21 protein-coding genes are annotated in these 24,854 nt (G+C 35.6%); 18 read left to right on the top strand and 3 right to left on the bottom strand.

From position 1 onward, the window contains the following. Window positions 1-35 precede the first annotated feature (35 nt). A complete protein-coding gene (locus tag FYJ80_RS10685) occupies window positions 36-566 on the bottom strand; it encodes a MerR family transcriptional regulator (RefSeq protein WP_154426770.1) in 531 nt (176 codons plus the stop codon). 182 nt (window positions 567-748) lie between these two features. On the opposite strand from FYJ80_RS10685, the gene FYJ80_RS10680 reads away from it, so the two are divergent. The 7 genes from FYJ80_RS10680 to FYJ80_RS10650 are packed head-to-tail and all read left to right on the top strand — an operon-like array spanning window position 749 to window position 8,334. Next, entirely contained in the window at window positions 749-1,768 is a 1,020-nt protein-coding gene (locus tag FYJ80_RS10680; protein ID WP_154426768.1) for a LacI family DNA-binding transcriptional regulator, read from the top strand. Continuing rightward, on the top strand, window positions 1,768-2,922 hold the full coding sequence (locus tag FYJ80_RS10675) for a diphosphate--fructose-6-phosphate 1-phosphotransferase (protein ID WP_154426766.1): 1,155 nt from the start codon (window positions 1,768-1,770) through the stop codon (window positions 2,920-2,922). Before FYJ80_RS10680 ends, FYJ80_RS10675 begins: the two co-directional genes overlap by 1 nt. A gap of 11 nt (window positions 2,923-2,933) precedes the next feature. Continuing rightward, the gene (locus FYJ80_RS10670; RefSeq protein WP_154426764.1) at window positions 2,934-3,752 is read left to right on the top strand and encodes a 6-phosphogluconolactonase; all 819 of its coding nucleotides are present in this window, start codon (window positions 2,934-2,936) and stop codon (window positions 3,750-3,752) included. Further along, entirely contained in the window at window positions 3,752-4,873 is a 1,122-nt protein-coding gene (gene nagA, locus FYJ80_RS10665; protein ID WP_154426762.1) for an N-acetylglucosamine-6-phosphate deacetylase, read from the top strand. The genes FYJ80_RS10670 and nagA overlap by 1 nt, the downstream gene beginning before the upstream one ends. Before the next feature lie 4 nt (window positions 4,874-4,877). Further along, a complete protein-coding gene (locus tag FYJ80_RS10660; RefSeq protein WP_154426760.1) occupies window positions 4,878-6,035 on the top strand; it encodes a class II fructose-bisphosphate aldolase in 1,158 nt (385 codons plus the stop codon). Continuing rightward, window positions 6,035-6,874 (top strand): triose-phosphate isomerase family protein, encoded by an 840-nt coding sequence (locus tag FYJ80_RS10655; protein WP_154426758.1) that lies wholly within the window; start codon window positions 6,035-6,037, stop codon window positions 6,872-6,874. The genes FYJ80_RS10660 and FYJ80_RS10655 overlap by 1 nt, the downstream gene beginning before the upstream one ends. A 2-nt stretch (window positions 6,875-6,876) precedes the next feature. Then, the gene (locus tag FYJ80_RS10650; RefSeq protein ID WP_154426756.1) at window positions 6,877-8,334 is read left to right on the top strand and encodes a lactate racemase domain-containing protein; all 1,458 of its coding nucleotides are present in this window, start codon (window positions 6,877-6,879) and stop codon (window positions 8,332-8,334) included. Window positions 8,335-8,417: 83 nt separating this feature from the next. Here FYJ80_RS10650 and FYJ80_RS10645 read toward each other — a convergent pair whose 3' ends face one another. After that, window positions 8,418-9,695 (bottom strand): L-cysteine desulfidase family protein, encoded by a 1,278-nt coding sequence (locus FYJ80_RS10645; RefSeq protein ID WP_154426754.1) that lies wholly within the window; start codon window positions 9,693-9,695, stop codon window positions 8,418-8,420. Window positions 9,696-9,976: 281 nt separating this feature from the next. On the opposite strand from FYJ80_RS10645, the gene FYJ80_RS10640 reads away from it, so the two are divergent. The 9 genes from FYJ80_RS10640 to FYJ80_RS10600 all read left to right on the top strand — a co-directional run bounded on the left by FYJ80_RS10640 (window position 9,977) and on the right by FYJ80_RS10600 (window position 22,811). Further along, complete coding sequence (locus tag FYJ80_RS10640) at window positions 9,977-10,795, top strand: ABC transporter permease (protein WP_154426752.1); 819 nt, start codon at window positions 9,977-9,979, stop codon at window positions 10,793-10,795. Next, window positions 10,771-11,562 (top strand): ABC transporter ATP-binding protein, encoded by a 792-nt coding sequence (locus tag FYJ80_RS10635; protein ID WP_154426750.1) that lies wholly within the window; start codon window positions 10,771-10,773, stop codon window positions 11,560-11,562. Before FYJ80_RS10640 ends, FYJ80_RS10635 begins: the two co-directional genes overlap by 25 nt. A gap of 13 nt (window positions 11,563-11,575) precedes the next feature. Further along, a complete protein-coding gene (locus FYJ80_RS10630) occupies window positions 11,576-12,577 on the top strand; it encodes an ABC transporter substrate-binding protein (RefSeq protein WP_154426748.1) in 1,002 nt (333 codons plus the stop codon). A gap of 61 nt (window positions 12,578-12,638) precedes the next feature. Next, window positions 12,639-14,114: an ATP-binding protein gene (locus FYJ80_RS10625; RefSeq protein ID WP_154426745.1), complete on the top strand. Its 1,476-nt coding sequence runs from the start codon at window positions 12,639-12,641 to the stop codon at window positions 14,112-14,114. A 5-nt stretch (window positions 14,115-14,119) separates the two neighbouring features. After that, entirely contained in the window at window positions 14,120-14,782 is a 663-nt protein-coding gene (locus tag FYJ80_RS10620; protein ID WP_154426743.1) for a DNA-binding response regulator, read from the top strand. Between the two features lie 369 nt (window positions 14,783-15,151). Beyond that, on the top strand, window positions 15,152-17,545 hold the full coding sequence (locus FYJ80_RS10615) for an InlB B-repeat-containing protein (protein WP_206361076.1): 2,394 nt from the start codon (window positions 15,152-15,154) through the stop codon (window positions 17,543-17,545). A gap of 1 nt (window position 17,546) precedes the next feature. Then, the gene (locus FYJ80_RS10610; RefSeq protein WP_154426739.1) at window positions 17,547-19,901 is read left to right on the top strand and encodes an InlB B-repeat-containing protein; all 2,355 of its coding nucleotides are present in this window, start codon (window positions 17,547-17,549) and stop codon (window positions 19,899-19,901) included. A gap of 1 nt (window position 19,902) precedes the next feature. Continuing rightward, window positions 19,903-22,401: an InlB B-repeat-containing protein gene (locus FYJ80_RS10605; RefSeq protein ID WP_154426737.1), complete on the top strand. Its 2,499-nt coding sequence runs from the start codon at window positions 19,903-19,905 to the stop codon at window positions 22,399-22,401. 194 nt (window positions 22,402-22,595) lie between these two features. Then, on the top strand, window positions 22,596-22,811 hold the full coding sequence (locus FYJ80_RS10600; protein ID WP_328596786.1) for a helix-turn-helix transcriptional regulator: 216 nt from the start codon (window positions 22,596-22,598) through the stop codon (window positions 22,809-22,811). Between the two features lie 42 nt (window positions 22,812-22,853). On the opposite strand, the gene FYJ80_RS10595 is transcribed toward FYJ80_RS10600, so the two are convergent. Further along, window positions 22,854-23,645, bottom strand: coding sequence for a 7beta-hydroxysteroid dehydrogenase (locus FYJ80_RS10595; protein ID WP_154426735.1), 792 nt, complete (start codon window positions 23,643-23,645; stop codon window positions 22,854-22,856). A gap of 155 nt (window positions 23,646-23,800) precedes the next feature. Here FYJ80_RS10595 and FYJ80_RS10590 point away from each other — a divergent pair, with 155 nt between their 5' ends. Then, window positions 23,801-24,394, top strand: coding sequence for a TetR/AcrR family transcriptional regulator (locus FYJ80_RS10590; RefSeq protein ID WP_154426733.1), 594 nt, complete (start codon window positions 23,801-23,803; stop codon window positions 24,392-24,394). A 90-nt stretch (window positions 24,395-24,484) separates the two neighbouring features. Beyond that, window positions 24,485-24,694 carry an ATP-binding cassette domain-containing protein gene (locus tag FYJ80_RS12300; RefSeq protein WP_407921437.1) on the top strand — a complete coding sequence of 70 codons (210 nt, stop codon included), beginning with the start codon at window positions 24,485-24,487 and terminating at the stop codon, window positions 24,692-24,694. The last annotated feature ends 160 nt before the right edge of the window (window positions 24,695-24,854 follow it).

Raw genomic sequence — 24,854 nt, 5'->3', positions numbered from 1 at the left:
AACAATTGATGATTAAGTCCTCTCCGTTAATTGCCTTAAGAAGCTCTCGTCTGAGATCCTCTTCCTTTACTTTCATGAAAAAAACCTCCTAATTGGATTTTTGGTCCAACTAGAAGGTCACAGGTCAAGCTAAAGAACCTTATTTTATATTGTAGATCCCGTTCTGCCTCCTGCAGCTCGTGGATCTGCTTTCTTAAGGAAGCTTGCAAATTAACAAGAATTAAAAGTCTTTCCTTTACAGTATCATCGCCAATTAATGTATCTAGAATAAATAATCTACAATCGTGAATCGAAAGACCAATTTGTCTTAAGCATTTTATTAGCTTTCCAAACGCCCAATCGGCATCAGAAAATAATCTTTCATCATTACTAACATCACGCTTAACAAATGGAAAAAGATGCTCCTTATCATAAAAGCGAATAGTATGAGAGGAGAGACCTAATTTCTTAGAAAGCTCCTTTACTGTATATTTAGGCTTTGTGTCATAGTCGATAGATATACCATTTTCAATAATACTATCTAGCTCTTTGATTATCTCTGCATCTGATTTTTCTTTGTTAGTCATAATTAGTAATATTATTATACTATTTCTCCTTCATAGTAAAACATTTTATTAATAATGGACTCATTTAGTTTTTTCTTTAAAAGAGATTAGAATTATTTTTGCACAAAAGTTGCGCAAATATTTGTTCAAATTTTGCTTGCAAAATATCCATTTGGTGATAAACTCTAAATAAGAGGAAGTAAATGGGAGATGTACGATTAAAGGATATTGCGAACAGAGCAGGTGTTAGTGTGTCTACTGTTTCAAGAACACTCTCTGGAAATTCAAATCGTATTGGAAAAGCAACTCAAGAAAAAATCTTAAAAATTGCATCGGAGTTAGGCTTTGCACAAAGCAGAACAATGCGTATAAAGGCTTCCTTTGAGGAGCTTAAGCTAGCAACTATATTTATCTCTGATAGGGAAAGCTTTTTATCTCCATTTTTCACAAAGATACTTGAAGGAATAGATCAAGAGATACATCGAAAGGATTTAGATGTAAACATTGCACACACAATATTAACAGTTAAGGATGAGGCTTTTTCCTCTAGTATTCAGGATAGTAAAATAGATGCCGCAATAATCTTAGGACGAGCTAGTAATGATGTCATAGAGCACATTAAGTCAAATATTCCTGTTATTGCTTATGCTGGACTTAACTCAATTGGAAATATGGATGAAGTTCTTTGTGATGCTAGAAAGGGTATTGAAGAGGCAGTTAGCTATTTAGCAAGCTTAGGAAGAAAAAGAATAGCCTACATCGGTCCAACAGATAAACAAAATATAGCTAATGAGCATCGATTCAGAGGGTATAAGGAAGGCTTAATGAAGGCTAATCTCGAATATGATGATTTATTAGTTCAGGATATATATCTATCTCCTCAAGATGGCTATGATGGAGCAAAGACTCTATTAGATAGAGTAATGCCAGATGCAATTGTAGCTGCTAATGATAATGCTGCATTAGGTATTATTAGGTGCTTAAATGAGAGGAAGATAAAAATCCCTCAAGAGGTTGCAGTTACAGGCTTTGATAATATTGAAGCCTCTGCATTTCTACGTCCTGCATTAACAACCTTTGATGTTCCTAAAAGTGATATAGGGCGCTTTGCAGCTAAAATTGTAATTGATCGTTGCTTAAATCCTAGAACAGAAAACATAACGATAAATATTCCATATAAGCTAGTTGAAAGAGAATCAACAGTAGAAAAGGAGGATTATTAATGAAGAATATCTTATTCATGCATGGAGGTGGGCCAACGGCTGTAATTAATGCTTCTCTATCAGGGTCCATAAGAGAGCTTTATGATAGAAAATTTGATGGTGATATCCTTTATGCTCCATTTGGTACTGGTGGTTTGATGAAGGGAAAAATTAATAAAATTCCTAATCTAAGTGACAGTGATTTAATAAGACTAGAGAGAACTCCTGGTTCTGCAATTGGAACAGGAAGAGACCACTTAGAGGGTGATGACTACGATAAGCTTGCTAAGATATTAAATGAAAATAATGTTGGTTATGTAGTCATGACAGGTGGAAATGGAACTATGGATACCTGCAGAAAGCTTTCCTCTGCTGCAAGTAAATATAATATTGTTGTAGCAGGTACCCCAAAGACTATGGATAATGACCTATCTGTTACAGATAATAGCCCTGGCTTTGGCTCTGCAGCTAGATATATAGCTGCCTGTGTAAGAGAAGCCTCAGAGGATGTATTGGGCTTACCAATTCATGCCTGCGTAATAGAGGCCCTTGGACGTGATGCTGGTTGGGTAACTGCAGCTTCAGTTATGGCTAAGAGTGGTAAGGCTCCTGGTGCTGATATCATCCTTGTTCCTGAGGTTCCATTTGATAAGGATAAGTTTTTAACAAGGGTTGAAAAAATCCATAAAGAGAAGGGCGGCGTAGTAATTGTCGCAAGTGAAGGAATGCGCTATAGCGATAAAACCCCAATTGTAGAGCCAGTATTCCAGGTTGGAAGAAGTGTTTACTTTGGAGATGTTTCATCACACCTTTCTAACTTAATTATTAAGGAGCTGGGTATTAAAGCACGTTCAGAAAAGCCTGGTATTTTGGGAAGAGCCTCTATCTCTTGGCAAAGTGATATAGATAGAGCTGAAGCTATAGAGTGTGGAAGAGTATCTGTTAGATGTGCCCTTGAGGGTAAAAATGGGTATATGAGTGTAATAAAAAGAATATCCTCAGAGCCATTTAAATTTGAAGCGATAGAGAGTCCAATTCTCGATAGTATTCTAGAAGCAAGAACTTTAGATGAGAGTTTTATCGATAAAGAAAATATGTTTATTAATGAGTCCTTTATCGATTATGCAAAGCCACTTATTGGCTCAATTGGTGATGATTTTTGTTCATTTGTATAGGGAGGTTTGATATGGATAGGAGTGTATTTTCATATTCTAAGGAAAGATTAATTAGTGAAGGAAAAATACCTGTAAAGTGTCTTGGTGATAGCGGAGAAGTATTCTATGAGCTAGCTCTAGAGATGGTAAACCAAATAGAGGAAAATAATAAAAAGGGTGAAAAGACAGTATTTATCTGCCCAGTTGGTCCTGTTGGACAATATCCAATCTTCGTAAGACTTGTTAAGGAAAGAAAGCTTAGTCTTAAGAATTGCTATTTTATCAACATGGATGAATATCTTGATGATGATAAAAAATATATCTCAAAGGATAGTAAGCTTTCCTTTAGAGGCTTTATGGATAGAGCTGTTTATAACCAAATTCCAGAGGAGTTAAATATTCCTGAGGAAAATCGTTTCTTCCCAGATCCAGAGGATCCAGGAAAAATTTTAAGAGTTATTGAGTCTCTTGGTAAGGTTGATATCGCCTTTGGTGGTATTGGTATTAATGGACACTTAGCTTTTAATGAGGCTGAAGAAGTAAGTGCTGAGGAGTTTGCAACTAGAACAACAAGAGTTCTTGCAATTAGTAGAGAAACTAGAGTTGCAAATGCAATTGGTGACCTTAATGGTGCAATTGATGCTATGCCTATTTATGCAGTTACTATTGGAATGAAAGAAATTCTAATGGCTAATAAAATTAGGCTTGGTGTATTTAGAAGCTGGCATAGAGCAGTATTAAGACAGGCTTTATTTGATGATCCTTCTGGACACTTCCCTGTAACACTAATTCAAAATCATAGGGATGCATTAATTCTTGCGAATAGTGAGGCTTCAAAGGAGGCTTTCTGATGGTTATTTCTTCATCAAGGGTTCTAATTGGATCATCATTAGTCCCAAGAACCATTGAGATAGAGGATGGAAAAATTATCTCTATTAATGAAACAAATAAAGCTGATAATACGATAATTATTCCAGGCTTCTTTGATATTCATACTCATGGTGGTGATATGATTGATGTTAATCATATAGAAAGCTATGAGGATGTTAATAAGCTTTCAAGGTTCTTTGCTTCTAAAGGTGTAACATCGTTTTTAGCATCTGTTATGACAGATACTAAAGAAACAACTGAGAGAATATTAAAGATACTTCGTTTAGCTATTGAGAGAGGTGTTGATGGTGCTCGTCTAGAGGGTATTCACCTTGAGGGCCCTTTTCTATCTCTTGAGTATAAGGGTGCTATGGCTCCTGAGCTAATTTTAGATGGGGATCCTGCTTTATTTGATCACTATCAGGAGATTTCAGGAAATAATATTCTTTATATTACTATAGCTCCTGAAGGAAAGTGTGCATTAGATTTAATAAAGCACATTAAAAGAGAGGATAGATGTAAGGTTTCTATTGGCCATAGTGCTGCTGAGTATGAAACAGCTATCGAAGCAATAGAAAATGGTGCTGTTGCTTCAACACATACCTTTAATGCTATGAAGCTTTTCCATATGCATCGTCCTGCTATTTCTGGAGCAGTTCTTGAGAGAGATGAGGTATATACCGAAGTTATTGCTGATGGCTTCCATCTTCATCCTGCTACAGTGAGACTAATATTAAAAATAAAGGGTAATAGGAAGGTAATTGCTATAACAGACTCAATAATGGCTGCTGGTCTTCCTGATGGAAACTATAAGCTAGGTGTTAATGATGTCGTTGTAAAAAATGGTGATGCTCAGCTTTTAAATGGAGTTAGAGCTGGAAGTACCTTAACAATGGATAGAGCAATGAGAAATATTATTAAGTTTACACAAAGTGAGCTTTCTTATGTTTCACCTCTGCTTTCAGAGAATGCGGCTACTATGCTAGGTCTAGATAGAGGTGCTATTAAGGTTGGCTATCCAGCTGATTTCGTGGTTTTAGATAATGATTTAAATCTACTTGAAACATATGTATCGGGTAGAAAGGTTTATACAAAGGAGTGATAAAATGGCTTTAATCCCACTTCGTCCAATATTGGATGCAACAGACAAATTTGATTACGCTCAGGGGGCGTTCAATGTTAATGCAGTATGTCAAGCACAGGCAGTAATTGATGTACATGAGATGTTCCGCTCACCAGCAATATTGCAGGGTGCAGATTTAGCAAATGGTTTTATGGGTGGTAGAAAGGACTTCATGAATGCCACAATTGAAGATAAAATCATTGGTGCTAGAAATATCGCAAATGCTGTTAAAGAAAGGGCTAAAGACTCATTTATCCCTATTGCCCTTCATCTCGATCATGGTAGAGATTTTGATTCAGTAAAGGCAGCTATCGATGGTGGTTATACATCTGTAATGATTGATGGCTCCTCACTTCCTCTCGATAAGAACATTGAATTAACAAGAGAGGTTGTAAAGTATGCTCACGAAAGAGGTGTAACCGTTGAGGGCGAGCTAGGAGTTCTTGCAGGCGTTGAGGACCACGTATTCTCAGCAGGGTCTACATATACTAACCCTTTACATGCGATTAAGTTCTTTAAAGAGACTAAGGTTGATGCTCTTGCAATTAGCTATGGTACTATGCATGGTGCAAATAAGGGTAAGGATGCTGTTGTAAGAAAGGAAATTGCAATAGCAATTAAGGAATGCTTAAGACATGAGGGTATTCAGGGTGTATTAGTTTCTCACGGCTCCTCTACAGTACCAAGATACATTGTTGATGAAATTAATGCTCTTGGTGGTGATATCCAAAATGCTTATGGAATTGCTTTAAACCAGCTTAAGGAGGTATCACATTGTGGAATTGGAAAGATTAATGTTGATACAGATATTCGTTTAGCTGTTACAAGAAATTTAAGAGAGTATTTTGTAAATAACCCTGAGGCAAGAGAGGATAAGTGTATTAATGAAATTTGGCACCTAATGGAGAGTAATCCAAAGGCCTTTGACCCACGTGCCTTCTTACCACCTATTATGGATACAGTTATGTATGGCAACATACCTAATGAATCTGTTCGTGAGATCACACATCTTATTAGAAAGGGTGTTATGGAGGTAGTAGGAACACTAATTGTTGAGTTTGGTCAGGTTGGAAAAGCTAATAAGGTTGAAGTAAAGACCTTAGATGAAATGGCTGAATTCTATAAAAAGGAGGGAATCTGATGCAGCATATTTATGTGAACTTCAAGCGCTTTGATGTTCCCTCTCAAATGGGAGGCGTAAATAGAATTTCTGATATTGCAGATTACTCCTCTACAATAATTCCACTTTGTGCTCCAAAGCTTGAGAAGTATAGATCAAGCTGTGAATTTGTACAGTTTTATCCAGAGTCTCAGATCCCTTCTGCTGTAAAGGCTGCAAAGGGAAGTTGTATTGAAATCGGATGTCAATCTGTATTTAGACAGGATGTAGCAGTAGGTGGTAACTTTGGTGCCTTTACCTCTAATAGACCAGCTTCTGCGGCTAAGGCTCTGGGCTGTAGCTCTGTTTTAATCGGACATTGCGAAGAGAGAAATGATAAAAATGAGTTATTAGCTCTTGGTGGAAATACAGATAGAAAGCTAGTTAATACTATTTTGAATAAGGAAGTCCTTGCAGCACAATCTAGAGGTCTAAAGGTTTTATATTGTGTCGGTGAAAAGGATACAGAATTAGACGAGTGGGATAGTGTAATTAGAGAGCAGCTTGAAATAGGCTTAAAGGGTGCTGATTTATCAACTGTTGTAATTGCATATGAGCCTGTTTGGTCTATTGGACCAGGTAAGACTCCTGCTGGTAAGGATTATATTACTAAGGTTGCAAAGCTAATAAAGAGTGTTATTGGACCAGTTCCTGTTGTATATGGAGGAGGTCTTAAGGAAGCTAATGCTGAGATGCTTTCATCTATCGAGGAAATCGATGGAGGATTAATTGCACTCACTCGTTTTACTGGAGAAATTGGATTCTATCCTGATGAGTACATCAAGATTGTAGAACTATATATGAATGGTAAGGAGAAGTAATAATGAAATTAGATTTTGAATATGGACAGGGCTTAATGAGTGCAAACCTACCTGATAATACAGATGTATTTATCCCAGGTACTACTTATCCAGATCCACAATGTCTTCCTCAGGATTGGGATACTCTATATAACATCACAATGGATTCAATTCGTCATCCTATTGGAATGCCTACCTTAACAGAGCTTGCTCATAAGGGCTCTAAGGTTGTAATTGTTATCCCTGATATCGTAAAGGGTGGTTGCCAGCCAACTAGCCATAGAAAGGTTTCAATTACTTGTTGCTTAGATGAGCTTTATAGTGTAGGCGTTGAGAAGAAGGATATCTTACTCTTGATCTCTAATGGTCTTCATCCAAGAGCAACAGTTGGTGAAATGAAGCAAATCCTAGGTGATAAGCTCTTTAATGAGTTCTATCCATCTGGCCAAATTACAAGCCATGATAGTGAGGATTATGATAATCTTGTTGACCTTGGATTAGCTCCTAATGGTGACCATGTAATTATGAATAAGGCAGTATTTGATGCCGATGTAGCTATCTTAATTGGTCATACTCAGGGAAATCCTTATGGTGGTTATTCTGGTGGATATAAGCATTGTGCAACTGGAATTACACATTGGAGATCTATTAGTGCACACCACGTTCCTCAGGTCATGCATAAGAGTGACTTCGTACCTGTATCAACACACTCTGAAATGCGTTCTAAGTTTGATTGCCAGGGTATGTTCATGGAAGAAAAGATGGGTAAGAAGTTCTTCTGCTGCGATGCAGTACTCGATACTCTTTCAAGACAAATTGAGATTAACTCCGGTTATGCAAAGGAGATGCAGCCAATTAGCTGGAAGTGTGCTGATAAGAGAACCTTCGTACCATGGGCTGAGAAGAAATATGATGTAATCGTATTTGGTATGCCTACAAACTTCCACTATGGTAATGGAATGGGTACAAACCCAATCCAGATGATGCAGGCACTTTCTGCTCAGGTTATTAGACATAAGAGAGTTATGTCTGATAGATGTGTATTTATCTGCTCTTCAATTTGTGATGGATATTTCCATGATGAGAGATGGCCATATTTAAGAGAGCTATATGATTTATTCCAGCACGACTATATGAATATACTCCCTGATATGAATAGATATGGTGAGTATTTTGGTACTAACCAAGAATATATTCGTAAATACCGTTTTGCTAATGCATTCCATCCATTCCATGGATTTTCTATGATGAGCTGTGGTCACCTTGCAGAACGTGATACATCTGCTATTTATATTGTTGGTGCAAGAGAGCCAGGTATTGCTAGAGGTATGGGCTTAAAGACTAGAGCTACCTTTGAGGAAGCTTTAGAGGATGCAAAGAGAAAGATTGTAGGACCTAATCCTAATATCCTAGCTCTTCCAATGACCTTCAAGCTTGGTGCTGTACACCTTTGCATGAAGGATGAACCATATCTTGGTTAATAAACGATGGGTGGTAGCAAATACCACCCTTTTTTAATCTAAATAGAAAAGCCTTAGAAATTCTTATTCATGATTTAGATTTACTAATCCTCCAGCATTAGGTTGAGGATTTCCTTATCTGTTTCTCTCATACCCTCTTTACCCATCTTTCCAAAGGCTTCAATCGTTTTTTCAATATCCTTTTTGACTAAGCCATCACCACTTTGGAAAGCTGTTTTTTCTTCTAAGCTCATCTCCATAGCAAGAATCGCAGCCTCTAAAGAGGAAGATATCTTTGCAGCACATGATGCTTTTGCTCCATCACAGACTATGCCACCAACCATTGCTAAGGTGTTAGAAATAGCTTTTGATATCTCAGCCTCTTCTCCTCCCATTAAATATGCAATTCCAGCAGAAGCTCCTGCAGAAGCAGAAACTGCTCCACAATAAGCTGAGAGAGGACCAATATATTTCTTTTGATGAATTGCTACTAAATTAGATAGTGCTAAAGCTCTTAATACCTCTTCCTCTGTTGATCTTAAATATTCACCATATTCAACTACTGGTAGAGATACAGTAAGACCTTGGTTCCCGCTTCCGCTATTGATAACTACAGGAAGGGAGCAGCCAGACATTCTTGCATCTGAACCTGCTGAGGCATATGCTCTTGCTCTAATTCTTACATCATCCCAGTCATAAAGCTTTTTAAGTGTTTTTCCAATTGAACACCCATAATTCTTTCTTAAGCCTTCCTCTGCAATTGCTCTATTTAATTCAACCTGTCTTTTAAGAGGCTTTCTAATTTCATCTATCTCTACATTCTTTGCATAGCTAAGAATATCCTTTAGGTTAAGAAGCTTTCTTAATTCATCAAGATTATCATCTGAGTTTTCTTTTGTACCATTATTGATAATAAGCTTTCCATTTTTTGAAAGAGAGTAAAGCTCATCATGACATTCCTTTAAGACTGCTGTTGCACTATCACTACCATTCTCAGCAGTAACACTAATATATAGACCTGGAATATCCTCAGCTAGAATTACTTTACAAATTCCACTATTAACTATTTCCTTTACTTTATTTCTTATTTCATCTGTTACTGTTGATAAAACCTTGAGATGTAGTGAAGCATTTCCTCCAAGTGCTCCAAGAAGAGCAGCTGCTTCAATACCTTTCATTCCACCAGAATTTGGTACAGTAACACTTTTCACATTCTTTACGACATTACCCGAACATTTAACAGTAATAGAGGTAAAAGAAGTTCCTAGGGCTTTTGCTGCTGAAGCAGATGCAAAGGCAATTGCAACAGGCTCTGTGCATCCAATAGCAGGTTTTAGCTCCTCAGTTAAAATTTTAGTATAAGCGTCAAAAATAGTATTCATTATAGTTCCTTATCTAATAGCTTAAGCGCTTCACAATAAATTATAAAGATATTTTCATCCTTGAAATTTGTATAGGTTCTTTTCTTTGATGTGCTATTCCTTATCCTTAAGGAAAATGTTGTTAGGAGAGCCCATTTAATAAAAATGTGTGAGCATAAAATAAATATGGTTCTGATTTAAAACCCTAGGGGTAATAGATAAATAGGGTTGAAAAAAGTTCATACTACCAATATCTCAAATCCGTGTTAGCCTAAATATGTAAAGAAAAGGGAGGCATTGTTTTGGCTAAAGGAAAAATTGCTAAAGCAGAGAATAATCAAAAAGAGAGTTCTCGGATTTCAGAAAAAACTAAAAGCCGTCTTTGGTTGCTACTATCTTTAGTTGCAGCTATTGGGTTATGGACACTATTATCTGTTCTTCCAAAGACTTCTAGAAGTTTTCCGAACATCATAGTAACAGTTAAGCAGATTCCTGTAATGATCGAGAGAGGATTGTTATTTAAGGATATCTCTTCAAGCTTAATTAGTGTTGGACTTGGATATGCACTTGGATTTGTTATTGCACTTCCAGTAGCTATCCTAATGGCATGGTACAAGCCTGTTAGAAATATTATAGAGCCTTGGATTCAATTTATTAGAAATATCCCACCTCTAGCATATGTACCATTAATTGTAATTGCAGCAGGTGTTGGAAGAAAGCCTCAGGTAATCGTTATTACTATCGCTACCTTCCTTATTATGTGTATTACAATTTATCAGGGTATTATCAATATTGATGAAACATTAATTAAGGCAGCACGTGTTCTTGGTGCAAAAGATAAAGATATCTTTGTTCGTGTTCTTGCTCCAGCTTCACTTCCATTTATTCTTACTGCAGTTCGTCTTGGTGCTTCTGTAGCACTCACAACTCTTATTGCAGCAGAGTCTACAGGTGCAATGGCTGGTCTCGGTATGAGAATTAGAACACTAAATAACAGCTATGAAACAGCACCAATGTTACTTTACATCATTATCATCGGTATTATCGGCATCACCGTTGAGAAGATTATTAAATTGCTCGAAAGGAAGCTTACAGGATGGCAGGAAAAGAGAGAGATATAAAAGTCCATATTGAGAATGTCAAAAAGACATATATGGGACGTACTGGTGAAGTAGTTGCTCTTAATGGAGTTAATCTCGATATCAAGGATAATGAGTTTGTTACAGTAGTTGGTCCATCGGGATGCGGTAAATCAACACTATTAAATATCCTTGCAGGTCTTTTAGAGCCAACTAGTGGTGTTATTACCTGTAATGGCAAACCAATTAAGGGTACAGGTCCAGAAAGAGGTGTTGTTTTCCAGCAATATGCTCTCTTCCCTTGGCTTACAGTTTTAAAGAACGTTATGTTCCCATTAAACATGAAGGGAATTAAGGGTGAAGAGGCTGAAAAGATTGCAAGAAAGTATATTAAGATGGTTGATCTCGAGAAGTTTGAGAACCACTATCCAAAGGAGCTTTCTGGCGGTATGAAGCAGCGTGTTGCTATCGCAAGAGCATACGCAGCTAATCCAGAGGTACTATTAATGGATGAACCATTTGGTGCTCTTGATGCTCAAACAAGAACTCAGCTTCAGCAGGAACTTCTTGATACATGGGAAAAGGAACAAAAGACTTGCTTCTTTATTACCCACGACGTTGATGAGGCATTAATTCTTGGTCAGAGAGTAGTAATTATGTCTGCACGCCCAGGTAGAATTAAGAATATTGTTGATGTTGATATCCCATATCCTAGAAATCAGGAGACTAAGATGAGTCCAAGATTTTTAGAGCTTAAGAATTTAATTTGGTCACAGGTATATCAGGAATACCTTGAGGTCAGAAAATAAAAGGAGAGAAAAAATGAAAAAAGCTATTGCTATCTTAATGATTGCTCTTATTGCAATGACAAGTGTTTTTGCAAATGGTGCAGCTGAAACAGCTACAGAAGCTAAGAAGACAGACACAGTACGCGTTGCATACATGTCTAACTATGCATCTCTTTGTACTCTAGTTTCAGCAATGAATACAGGTGCTTTCGAAGAACAGGGAATTACAGTAGAGCTCTTTGAGTTCGCAGATGGTCCTACAATCATCTCAGCTATGGAATCAGGTTCTATCGATATTGGTTATATCGGACATGGTGCTCACAAGCTTTGTATCAATGGTAAAGCAGATATCTTCGCTTTCTCACACGTAGGTAATGGTGATGCTATCGTAGGTAGCAAGGCAAAGGGTGTTACAGATGTTGCTTCATTAAAGGGTAAGAAGGTTGGTTATGCATCAGGTACATCTTCAGAGCAGATTCTTCTTTGGGCTTTAGAGGGTGCTGGCTTAACAATGAATGATATCAAGGGCTATGAAATGGATGCTTCAGCTTTAACAACAGCTATGATTTCTGGTTCTCTTGATGCTTGTGCAACATGGTCACCATCATCATTCACAGTAATTGATGCTCTTGGTTCTGATGCTGTAGTAGTTGCAAATAACCTTTCATTCGCAGACAGAAGTGCATCTGTTGCTTCTTGGATTGTTATGAAGAAGTGGAGTGCTGATAATAGAGACCTCCTCGTAAGATTTACTAAGGCTCTCTATGCAGGTATGGATTACAGAGCAGATGCAAATAACTACAAGCAGGTTGCAGAATGGGTTGCTCAGGTAACTGGTACAGGATTTGATACAGCATATGCACAGCGTGGTGATGCAGAATGGATCACAAGTGCTGAATTGATTTCTCAAATTAACGATGGTACAATTAATAAGCTCTATGAAGTACAGAAGAAGGGCTTTGGTACAGCTGTAAATCAGGATGCTAAGGTTTCAGATTACGTATTATTCGATGTAATGCTTGAAGCAGCAAAATGATTGATTTCTGATAAACCTACCGCAGGGCGACCTGCGGTATTTCTTTTTAGAGGAGGGATAAATGCTACTAATAATTATTCTTTTAATGTTGATCTCCTCTATTATCTTTCTCTTATTTGCAAGAAATAGAAGATCATTACTAATCTTTTTAATGATGTCTTCTCTTTCAATTTTTATTATATCAATTCTAATTTATGTTGCTAAAAAGGGAGGAATTGCAGATGATACCTCTCTACTACTATTTGGATTTTCTTCAATAAGATATTATTTCCAATATTTACCATTAACCTTAGGCCAGCTAGGGTACTTAGTTGCATTTGGACGATTTACATTCCCATTTATTATCATTGCTAATGCCTTAGATTTCTCTTATTTTGATTTTGCAGTTAAGATGAGAAAGAAAATTTATTATTTTGCTATCTTACCCTTAATATCCTTAGTTCTTTATATTCCGAGAATATTTGAGACAACAGCTACGAAGCAAACCTTCGTATTAAAAATATTTATCTATGGCTCTAGAACTTGGATATTCCTATATATCCTTATTGCTCTATTTATAATGGTGTATGAGTATTACTCAATAACAAGCTTATTCTTTAGAAGAAGATTTATACCTAAAATATTAATTCTTGCATCTGTTGCAATAATATACTCACTATATGCTCCTCAGGACCCAGCACAGATATATCTATTTTATAAAAATGATTATATGTGGATGTTAGGCCTTTGGTATTTAAATAAGGGCTTAAGTACACCTTTCTATTTTGTTGTCATGGTGTTATCAATTTCATGCTCCTTTGTTGGTTTTATATCTCTAATAAAATATATGAGTACTATTTTGGACCAAGAGAGGGAGGAGGTAGTATTAAAGCAAAAGGCAAGGGCTGCAAGTATTGGTGTTAGCGCATTTATACATGGTACTAAGAATGAATTATTAGCAAGTAGAGTGTTGATATCAAGATTAGAAAAGAGTGGAGTTGAGGGTAGTGATATCGAGGCTTTAAAGTCTTTAAATGATAATTTAATTATTAGGATGCAGCGTCTTTACTCCACACTTAGAGAGCAAACAATGAAGCTTTCATTAGTCTCTCTAGATAGTGTAATTAATAAAGCACTTGAGATTTCAATTGCAACACACCCAGATATAAAAATAAAAATAACTGATTATGATAAGAAAATTCTTATCCTAGCTTCTTCATTTGAGCTTGCTGAGGCTATATCAAATATCATTATTAATGGCTGGGAAGCTATGAAATGTGATGGTAAAATAGAAGTAATAATAAGACTAGAGCGTTTATGGGTTTCTATTTCTATTCTTGATAGAGGACCTGGAATTCCTAAAGCCTTAAAGAGAAAAATTTGGGAACCATTTTACTCATCAAAGAATAGCTCCTCAAATTGGGGAATGGGGATGTATTATAGTAGGAAAATAATTAATAGCCACCTAGGTTCAATAAGATTTGAGAAAAGAGATGGTGGTGGCACTATATTCCAAATCCTATTACCAAGATATGGACGACTAAAGGGAGGTTTATAGATAAAATGATTAAGTTAATGCTTGCTGATGATTTTGATATTCTACGTGAGGATTTAAAGGAAAATCTTGAAAGCCTCGGCTTTAGCATCGTTAAGTCTGTATCTTCCGGAGAAGCCGCTATAAGGGAATATGATGAATCAATTGATATAGTTTTAATGGATATTGAAATGGAAGAGGCAGATTCAGGTATTAAAGCTGCTGAAACTATTTTAGAACAATATAGTGATGCAAAGATTATTTATCTAACAAGTCATGATAGTGATGAGATGATTATGACTGCATTTGCAACTGGTGCTCAGGATTTTATAGTTAAGGGTGTACCTGCTTCTGAAATAAAATCACACATCGATGCTGTTTATAACCATAAGCCACAGCTTGATGATAGAGTTAGAACTATTGTAATGGGTGAGTATAAGAGACTTAGGCAATCAGAACAGAGCTTACTTTATTTTATTAAGCATATTAGTACTCTTACTCCAACAGAGAGGGATTTAATTCATTGCTTTTTAGCAGATATGAAGGTTCGTGAAATAGCATCTCAAAGAAATGTTGAGATATCAACTGTAAAGTCTCAAATAAGAACACTACTTCAAAAGTTTGGATGTTCAAGATCTAAGGAGATAGTTGTAATAATTAAGGGCTTAGGGTTAGAACATCTGTTTAATTAATATTTCATCTAATTCTTTCCATAATAAATCTCTTACGATAACCGGTATCTTATATCTTTGAGTGTTAAAAAAGCTTTCAATTTGCATTAAGCATTTTGAAAGCCTCGCTTAAAATAATCAAAGTTTTATTATATTTCTTCTATTAGTTATGCAATTATTATCTCACGTAGAAAGATCCCATGTAGTAGATGTATTCATCTTCTATCTTGTTAGCTTTATTTGGGCAGAGATATAAGTGTAATGAGTAGATACTTTTATTGACCTCTTTATAACTTTATTAATAAAAAAAATTTAAATGCTGTAAATAGGTGTATATAACACTTTTGCAACGGATTATTTGTATTATTATTGATGAGTAGTGGAGGATATGTGAAGAAATATATCGTTCTAATTGTCTTCTCCTTATTGATTTTGTTAGCTTCATGTAGCAATAACACAAATAATCCTAACGTCTATGAGATTAAAATAGATTTTGGAGAAGAAAGCCAAACAATTATTAAACAAGTTCAACAGGGTGATGAGCTTGTCCTACCCGATGCACCAATGAGGGATGGATACGTTTTTCTTGGGTGGTACTCAGATGGTAATGCAGTGTATGGAAATAAAATAATTGCTAGAAAAAACATGACTGTTACTGGTAAATGGTACAAAGCGGATGGATCTATCTTAACAAACGGCATGAACCTTGCAGGAGCAACTCATAACAGCACCTCTATACTTACATTTTCATACTCTGATACAAATGCTCCAACATCTGTTTTATGGACGTGGAAAATAGATGAAAAAATAGTGGCAGAGAGTAATCTTTCCTTTTCTATATCTACAGGTGACTATTTAGGAGAGCATCGCTTAGCTCTTACTTGTAACGGAAAAGAAATAAACTCTCTTATTTTCACTGTAACCCAAGAGGAAGTTTATTCCATCAAGTACCTTATAGAAGATGGGTTAATTTATAAGGACGCTATTCGTGTTAATTCTGTAGTTAATATTTTTGCTGATACCGAGAATGCAGATCTTATCATTGCTCCTAACCAAGTTATAACAGGATGGACTGTTATTGAGCCTATATATCTCGCTATTTCAGATAATCAATTCACAATGCCATCATCAGATGTGATTATAAAAGCTAACACATCTGTTAAAGAATATCGTGTGTCTATAGAGAATAATGGTGGGTTTACCCTTACTCCTGAAGTTTTAGGATCCTATGCTGCAGGGAGTAAGGTAACACTTCCAAGTGCTATAAAAGAAAACTATAAGGCTATTTGGTACCTTGATGGAGTGTGCCTTAATAGTGATGAATTTATCATGCCGGAGCACGATGTATTACTTAAGGTCGAAGAGGGAGGAGTCCCTCATAATATCACAATAAGTAATCCTGATAGTCTTGAACTTTCTTTTACATCATACACCCCTAGCTATGAGGGAACTTTGATTTCACTTCCCAAGGTAAATTCCACTATTCCTCCTGAATATGAAGTGATTTTTGAAATTGATGGTGAAGTGTGGAACTCTGATATCTTTACAATGAAAAATAGTGATGTCGAAATTACAGTAAGAAAATGTGCTAGAAAATATTCTATTTTTTACAACTTAGATGGATGGAACTGCCCTCATATCTTGCCATCAGAAGTTTCCTATAAAGATGTAGTAAATCTTCCTACTACATTACTTTCCAAGCCAGGTTATACCTTTACAAAGTGGATTGTAGCTCCTGTTGATTCTCAAATTGATATCTCTGATGCTCAATCACAGTTTAAAATGCCAGCATATAATTTAATTGCAACGCCTAAAGGAAGTGCTGAAAGCCATAAAATTAAAATTTACCATAAATATGTTAATACTGTGCTGAAATACGAAGACCGAACGGCATATACCGATGATATTTTAACAGTTGGTGATTTTGAGGGTATTGAATTATATGAGTATAATTATTCTTCATACTCTATAGGTGGAACAAGTATCAATGTAGAACGTGATGAAGAATTCACTATGCCTGCTTCTGATATAACAATCACTATAAATTACAATTATAAGGGAACTAATATAATAGGTGGAAGAATATATCTAGATAGGGGAAGAGAGGAGGGAGTTGAATATACTTTCTACGACCAGAATAGAAATAAAATCGATTATGATGGTTATACACTTTCTCAGCTTGATAATGCTGTTTCTTATACTGTTAAGGGACAGCCTAAGCGTGATAGATTCTATGTTGCATATCTAGATGGTAATCTTATCGAAGGTGTTAAATATTGGGGCTTTTATAACAATACAGATCTTTCTGATATTGGAGATACAATCGGGATAGGAAAAAGCGCAACAAATAGGATTCTATCTTACATAAACACATATTGTGTTAATGAGAAATCTAGTGATGAACCAAATACTAATATAAATCTTACTAACAAGGGACGTTATAGTCTATATCGTAACTGTGGGCGCTATATCCAAGATAATAATTTATACCTCTTTGATAGATTAAAAGATTGGCAGTGGAAATTGTGGGAAACTTATCCTCAAGACTACTATATCCCAAATAATATGGAACTAATGATGCTTGCTTTATTTATGAAAGAAAAAGATATAAAAATCAATGGAAATTCATGGTCAACTATATTTTCAAAAGGTGTTTGGTCGTCAAGCACACATGGATATGTTATTGCAGAAGTAGTTGAATATTACAACGGCGAGTTATGTTTTGCAGCTGTCGGCAGAAATGATGGTAGAGACCACGTCATGATTCCAATAAGGAGCTTTTAATATGAACGCAAAAAGAGTATTTAAAGCATTATTAATCATAATAACTGTCATGGTCATTTTCTCATGTAACTCAGAGACTCCTGTAAGCAATGTCGTTTCTGTATATATAGATTATAAAGATGGAAGTACAGTAAGGGTTCAAGACATTATTCAAGGAAATATCTTTCCACTTCCGGCTACACCTAAGAAGGAAAAATCAATTTTTACAGGTTGGTACCTCTCTGATGGTACAAAACTAGAAGTTAACCCTGTTGTAAGACAAAATATGACAATCGAAGCTCATTGGTTTGATCTTCCAGGAGAGATATTCCTTAACACATATCTAGGAACAAAAGCTATAAAAACTCAGGGGACTCCAATTGCTTTCAGCTATGATGTCTCTGCTTGCCCTGTAAATACTAATTGGGTTTGGAAGGTTAATGGAAAGAATGCAGGAAATAATCCAGCTTTACTTTCTCTCGATTCTGCTAATATGGAAGGAGATTATAGAATCTCGATAGAGGCTAACGAAACCGAAGCAGCATCATTTCTTCTAACTATAACAAGAGAGACGGTTTATTCAATTATTTACATAGTTGGAGATATGAAGAAGGTCGAGAGTGGTTTTAGTGTTGGTCTGAATATTACTCCAAAGTCTGTAAGCGAGCTTGGTGGTATAATACCATCAGATAATGTTTTCAACCAATGGGAGGTGATTTCTCCTAATAGTCTCACTCTTAATCCCTCTGGAGACTTTTCTATGCCTAGCTGTGATGTAATTTTAAGGGCGAAGTTTACTGAAAAGAAATACAGGGTGGATATTAATGCAGACGAAGGCTTTATTCTTAATCCATCTGTAATTGAAAATAAGAAGAATGGTGAGTATGTATCTCTTCCAAGTGTTAGTGGAAACGATGGGTTTGATGCAGTTTGGTATCTAGATGGAAATGAAATAACAGGTGGTTTTACTATTAATGGAAAGGATGTTGTCTTAACACTAAAAAAGGAAGTAATGAAGAAAAACATCTCAATTGATAGTGCATCATTCACAATTGATCCAATATCAATTGCCCCTCAAAGGCCTGGTGTTAAGGTCAAGCTTCCTTTAGTTCAATCAGAAGCAGCGGATGGTTATGAGTTTCTTTGGTCTATGAATGAAACACCTGTTAGTGGTTCTTTTATTATGCCTAATTCAGACGTAACCTTGAAGCTTACTGTACGGGGAAAGTTATACTCCATTTCATATATACTTGATGGTTGGACACTTCCAAATAATATTAAAACTTGGGCTCGTTATGGCGAATCTTTATCAATTCCGTCTCCGTCTAAGGAAGGAATGAATTTTACTGGATGGAAAATTGATAATGAAGGAACACTTTCTGATCTTCCATCTACTATGCCTAATAAAGACATTGTCTTAAGGCCTGTTGGAGAAGCAAGGAGTGTGAATATTAAGGTAATTCACCAAGATACTGATGGAAATAGACTTAAAGAAAAAAGCATTTCAGATAAAAAGTATGGTGATACAATTATCTTTAAGGATATTGAGTATGATAATGTAGAGTATTATTTTGCTTCAGCAGAGTGTTTTTATAGTGAAGATGGGTTTAGTTATGACCATAGGATAGATTGCTCATCTGATAGCTTTAATGTGCCATCTGGTAATGTTATGTTATATATGACTTATGCCAAGTTTGAGAAAAAACCTGTTGGTGGTGTAATTTACTACGATATAGGGCCTTCTATAAGTAATGCTGAATATATTTTCTATAAAGAAGATGGAGAAAAAATTACTTATACAGATAACATTGCAGTTCTAAAAGATGCAGCATTTTATATAAAGAAGGGGATTGGAGAAGATAGGTTTTTAGTAGTATATCCAGAGCTAATAAGTAGAGATAAATTGCAGTGGGGATTTAATGATAATAATGATATTTGTGATTACTATCGAAATGCTAATGTCAAGGTCGCTACTGGTTTGGAAATAGGTTATGGAAAGAGTGCTACCGAAAAGATTTTGAGATACATTGAGCAATATTGTCAGGGCGATAATGAGAAAAAACTCTACAAAAATGGCAAAAAAGAAGTTGAGTATGTTTGGGATGTTCTTTCTTATAAATTAACTACGTTCTCTCAAGATCAACCGAATGATTACTGGATACCGAGTAGAGATGAACTTGTGGCCCTTGTTAAATCTGTAAATATTCCTGATAAAATCAAACTAACTGGAGTCAATGACGCTTTTATTTCTTCAAGCTCCACGAATAAGGGAACACAATACTATATAGTTCGTTTAAATATGAATAATGATGTTTCGTATAGATTTAAAAATGATATTACCTACTATTATAACGCTGTGATGATAAGGAGTATCTGAAATGAAAAAAACAATTATATTAATTATTTCTGTTTTAATACTCTTTGCTTCATGTAATCCTGCTACTCCAATTAAAGAACTTCCTAAGTATAAGGTAACGTTAAAGTGGAATGACGGAACCGTTGATGAGGTTAAATATGTAGAATCTGGAAGTGTCTTCACTCTGCCTCAAGATCATAAAGTTAATAATGCAGTCTTAATCGGCTGGCAGGATTCAAAGGGTCTTATAGAGGATAACTCTATTGAAATATACTCAGATGTTACCTTTAATGCCTTATGGTATTCCTTTAGCGGGGATATCATGATTGATGGTGCTGTTATACTTAATAGTGCTGTAATCCAATCGGGTAGTAATATAACAATTAGTTATAGTGCTGTAAATTCACCTTATGTTAGGTGGGCATGGAAGATAAATGGTCAATCAATCGGGGAGAATGCTCTTTCCTTTAATAGAACTTTTACTTCTGAAGATGAGTACCTTATAACTCTTGAGTGTAATGGTAAAGAGGCTACTCGATTAAATCTTTCTGTGACTTCAAAGCCAGTTTATAAGATTTCATATCATGTTCAAGATGCGATTATAGTCGACTATGGATATGAGGAAAATGATAGAGTATTACTTTTAAATAATGACGATGTAGAAATGCTCATTGATGAGGGCTTAATGCTCTCATCATGGCTTGTTGCCTCACCTAATTTCGTAGTTATTGATGATGAGATAATCACAATGCCTGCTTCTGATGTAATACTAAATGCAAATCTAATCGATAAAGAGTATTCTATAGAGCTTGAAGTAGAGGAAGGCCTTGTCGTTGAGCAGATTAAAAAGAGTAAAGCGGGTATATTAATTAACCTTCCTGAGGTTACAGGCTATGATAGCTCAATATATAAACCTGTATGGATACTTGATGGGGAGAGGCTTAATTCCTCATCTTTTGTAATGCCAAATCATGATGTAAATTTGAAGGTAATTAAAGAAAGGAAGAGTTATACAGTTACTGTAGATTATGATGATAATGTAGTTTTATCAGAGTTATATATTTTGACTCAGGCTCCTAACACGGTGGTAAAACTACCTACTGTTATATCAAAACCTGAGGGTTATGATGTAATTTGGTATGAAGTAACAATGGATGGTGATAAACCACTGAATGTGAAAAACAATACTTTTATTATGCCTGACCATGACATCATAATAAAGCTCAGTTTGTCAGTGGCTGAGTATTGGATAATACAGGAATTAGGCAATTGGAAGTGTGATACCTCTATTCCTACATCGGCCTTTGTGGGTAAAGAAGTAATGCTTCCTCCATCAGCAGAGCAGCCAGGGTATACCTTTGTTAAGTGGAGCGTCTGTGATGCAACGAGCGGTAAAGAAGTGGAAATGCTTGATTCTAGGACATTCATCATGCCTAAATATGATGTAAAAATAAAGGCAGTTGGAAATGCAAATGAACATAATCTATATGTGAAATATTTCGATGATAACGGAGAGATTAGTCAATTTGGCGATGATGGAAGGTTTAGATACTCTCCAGCAGGTCCTTATACAGTAAAATATGGAAGCCTTGTTGAATTTACCAAAAAAGATGGAGAATATTATGCACTAACACATATTCGTAGCTGCAATTATGAATTCCCGCTTAGATCATATTATTTTAACGAAGAAGGTAAAAAGGTAGATATTGATATAGCAGGAATGGATTTCATAATGCCAGATTATGATGTAGTAGTTGAACTAAAGTATGAGAGTTTTAGTGAAGAACTACTTAAAGGCAAGATAATTCATATTTTTGATGAAGATGGAACATACAGGTTTTATGATAGTGCTGGTTATCTTATAAATTATGACATGAAAAATCGAGATCCAGATAAGCTTGCTGATGTTTATTCTTACACTAGATATTATGGCCGTGACTGTTTCCTTGTTGTTGCAGAAGAGCCATTATCAGGCGGTAGTCTTCACTGGGGCTTCCATCGTAACAGTAGCTTTGTAGGAGCAGCTGCATCTCCTCCTGAGGATGGTGAAGAATTAATCTTCTGTAAACTTGATTTAGGTGCGGGAGTGGAAAATACTCGTAAAATTCTCTCTTATATCAATTCATTTGCTAGAAATGAGACTCCTTCGGATCAAAGGGTTGCAACAGGATATATTAACAATAAAAAGAACCCTAATAATTTGAACCTGTATAGAAATTGTGATTTAATTAATCGCTTAGGGGTTAATAAATATCTATGGGATGAACTGGTGAGTTTTAGAAAGAGAACAAAAATTAATGATTGGTTTATTCCATCAGTTAAAGAAGCAGAAATTATTGCTGCTTACTATAAAACTCATGAAGTTCCTGAGGCTATAAAGGATATTGTACTAAAAAGCTTTTGGACCTCTAGCTGTTATGGTTATCCTTTTACTCAAGCCTTCATGTATAAATACGATGTAGGAGCAACAAACTATGGAAGGGAGCAAACTCTTCCTGCAATAGCAGTCAGAATGATTTAAATTATGTGGTGTGAGAGGTTTTCCTTTCACACTTTTTTAAAGTAATATTAGAATTAGAAATAGGTAGATTAAGTGTTTTGCTTATATTAACATCATAAAGTAGTTACTGTTAGAGCCAAGCTATTTTAACCTTTAGGGTTGATTTAGCCTGACGCTAACAACTTAGACAATCAGAACAGAGCTTACTTTATTTTATTAAGCATATTAGTACTCTTACTCCAACAGAGAGAGATTTAATTCAATGCTTTTTAGCAGATATGAAGGTTCGTGAGATAGCATCCCAAAGAAATGTTGAGATATCAACTGTAAAGTCTCAAATAAGAACACTACTTCAAAAGTTTGGGTGTTCAAGGTCTAAGGAAATAGTTGTAATAATAAAAGGGTTAGGTTTGGAGCACCTGTTTAATTAAAAATAAATAAGCTCGGGTTTTTTGAGCCCGAGCCTTGGAATTTTATCTCTCGTAGAAAGATCCCATATAACGGATATATTCATCCTCTGTCTTGTTTGCTTTCCAATTGTGTACATTAGCTTTATTGTGTTCACCAGCAATTACTGATAATGATTTTCCAAGATTAGCAAAAGCTTCTTCAACACAAGCTTCTGGAGTCATTGCTGCCTTCATTACAGCCTCTCCAGCAGGTCCACCAGGAAGGTTTTTAAGTAAGCTTGGTGTAATTGTTGTTCCAAGTGTAATTACCTCAACATCAACATTGGTTTTTTCACATTCTCCTGCAACTGCTTCTGTTAACTTCTTAATATATGCTTTACCAGCTCCATATTGTGCATTGTATGGGGAGCTACTAATACCTGTTAATGAAGAAACATTGATTACAGAACCACGATCTTGTTTAGCAAAGATACCCATGTAGTGGTAGAAACACTTTAAGAATGTAAGAACGTTTACGTTAATCATCTGTTCGTGCTTTTCCCATGGAGTATCTTGTAATTTGCCAAATGTATGGAAGCAAGCTACATAACTCATGAAGCCCATGTCTAAATCCTTTGTTTCTTCGAAAATCTTATCTGTACAATCTGATTGTGCGAAATCGGCTCTAATTACTTTGTAATCAACACCATATTTCTCATGGATAGATTTTCCAAGTTCTTTGAGCATTTCTTCTCTTCTACCAACAAGAACTACACTCATTCCTTCAGATGCAATCTTTTCAGCAAAAGCTTTTCCAACACCTTCTGTAGCACCAAGGATGATACCCCATTCACCATATTTTTCTCTTAATGTCATTTTAAAAATAACTCCTTATTACTAGATAAAAATATATCTACTTAATGATATATAGGCAATCACATTTGTGAAAAAAATTGAATTAATCTTGACAATATAAGCATTTCTTGAATAATATTTGACTATTGTTATTAATATAGTCAAAAGGAATTAATATGCCAAGAGCATTTAATGAGCGAGAGAGAAACTTAATTAAGGAACGGATTAGGAAAGCAGCTGCAAGTTTAATGATAAGAAATGGAGTAAGACATACTACCATTGATGCAATAGTTAAAAGTGCGATGATACCAAAAGGGACCTTTTATCTTTTTTATGCTACGAAGGAAGAACTTCTTTTTGAAGTTCTAGAAAATGAGCATGAAAAGATGGAGAAGTCAATACTTGAGCAAATATCAAAAGTTAATCCATCCACTATTAATCCTGATAGTGCTACCGAATTAATTTATAGTTTTTATAAGATGGTGGATGAACATCCATTACTTGCAACCATTAGTCGAGAAGATGTTACTTTAATTTCTCAACGACTTCCGGAAGAGAGGATATCAAAGCATCTAGAAGAAGATAGAAATATGAGTGCTAAACTAATGAGATTTTTACCTCTTAAGGATGGTATTACAGTAGAGACAGTTTCTTCTTCTCTTCATGCTATTTATTTCACTATGTTACATCTAAAAGAAACAGCCGATGATAAGAGTGAAGAATTATTAAAACTCATTATTAGGGGAATAATGATCCAAATATTAAGGTAATTTTTTAATGATCAATATCGATAACCTTTTATTTAGCTATACAAAAGAACCTTTTATTAAAGACTTATCTTTAAGTATTAAAAAAGTGAAATCTTTTCATTCTTAGGGTCTTCTGGGGCAGGCAAAAGAACTTTAACAAAGCTTATGCTTGGATTACTTAGAAATTATAATGGGACTATTACTTTGACGTACTCCCACGGGCAAGCCCATGGGAATCTGGCCATGGTAACGACGGCTGCACCCCAAAGGGCGTCTTGCACCGTCTCTGGCCCGCGAGACCCGTCCGGCCTCGCCTTATAGTCTAGCGGCAAGGCAGAAAAGTTCCTTGAATGTTGTCAGAGTCAGTTAAAAAGGGACAAAAAGAGTCAGCTGAAAAAGGACAGAAAAAGTCAAATAAAAAGGGAAAACATACAAACCATACTAAAGTGCTTTCCTTAATTATTATTGATAAAGACTTAGA

Origin of the sequence: Bullifex porci (assembly GCF_009695635.1) — a bacterium.
Taxonomy (GTDB): Bacteria; Spirochaetota; Spirochaetia; order Sphaerochaetales; family Sphaerochaetaceae; genus Bullifex; species Bullifex porci.
Note: the sequence above shows the minus strand (reverse complement) of the source record. Positions and strands in the feature narration are given on the sequence as shown.

Bases quoted from the DNA above. Each gene is read 5' to 3' on its own strand.
- FYJ80_RS10635 (WP_154426750.1), top strand. From the start codon at position 10,771: ATGGCAGGAAAAGAGAGAGATATAAAAGTCCATATTGAGAATGTCAAA.
- FYJ80_RS10685 (WP_154426770.1), bottom strand. From the start codon at position 566: ATGACTAACAAAGAAAAATCAGATGCAGAGATAATCAAAGAGCTAGAT.
- FYJ80_RS10620 (WP_154426743.1), top strand. From the start codon at position 14,120: ATGATTAAGTTAATGCTTGCTGATGATTTTGATATTCTACGTGAGGAT.
- FYJ80_RS10590 (WP_154426733.1), top strand. From the start codon at position 23,801: ATGCCAAGAGCATTTAATGAGCGAGAGAGAAACTTAATTAAGGAACGG.
- FYJ80_RS10595 (WP_154426735.1), bottom strand. From the start codon at position 23,645: ATGACATTAAGAGAAAAATATGGTGAATGGGGTATCATCCTTGGTGCT.
- FYJ80_RS10670 (WP_154426764.1), top strand. From the start codon at position 2,934: ATGGATAGGAGTGTATTTTCATATTCTAAGGAAAGATTAATTAGTGAA.
- FYJ80_RS10610 (WP_154426739.1), top strand. From the start codon at position 17,547: ATGAACGCAAAAAGAGTATTTAAAGCATTATTAATCATAATAACTGTC.
- FYJ80_RS10645 (WP_154426754.1), bottom strand. From the start codon at position 9,695: ATGAATACTATTTTTGACGCTTATACTAAAATTTTAACTGAGGAGCTA.
- FYJ80_RS10680 (WP_154426768.1), top strand. From the start codon at position 749: ATGGGAGATGTACGATTAAAGGATATTGCGAACAGAGCAGGTGTTAGT.
- nagA (WP_154426762.1), top strand. From the start codon at position 3,752: ATGGTTATTTCTTCATCAAGGGTTCTAATTGGATCATCATTAGTCCCA.
- FYJ80_RS10675 (WP_154426766.1), top strand. From the start codon at position 1,768: ATGAAGAATATCTTATTCATGCATGGAGGTGGGCCAACGGCTGTAATT.
- FYJ80_RS10625 (WP_154426745.1), top strand. From the start codon at position 12,639: ATGCTACTAATAATTATTCTTTTAATGTTGATCTCCTCTATTATCTTT.
- FYJ80_RS10605 (WP_154426737.1), top strand. From the start codon at position 19,903: ATGAAAAAAACAATTATATTAATTATTTCTGTTTTAATACTCTTTGCT.
- FYJ80_RS10630 (WP_154426748.1), top strand. From the start codon at position 11,576: ATGAAAAAAGCTATTGCTATCTTAATGATTGCTCTTATTGCAATGACA.
- FYJ80_RS10655 (WP_154426758.1), top strand. From the start codon at position 6,035: ATGCAGCATATTTATGTGAACTTCAAGCGCTTTGATGTTCCCTCTCAA.
- FYJ80_RS10660 (WP_154426760.1), top strand. From the start codon at position 4,878: ATGGCTTTAATCCCACTTCGTCCAATATTGGATGCAACAGACAAATTT.
- FYJ80_RS10650 (WP_154426756.1), top strand. From the start codon at position 6,877: ATGAAATTAGATTTTGAATATGGACAGGGCTTAATGAGTGCAAACCTA.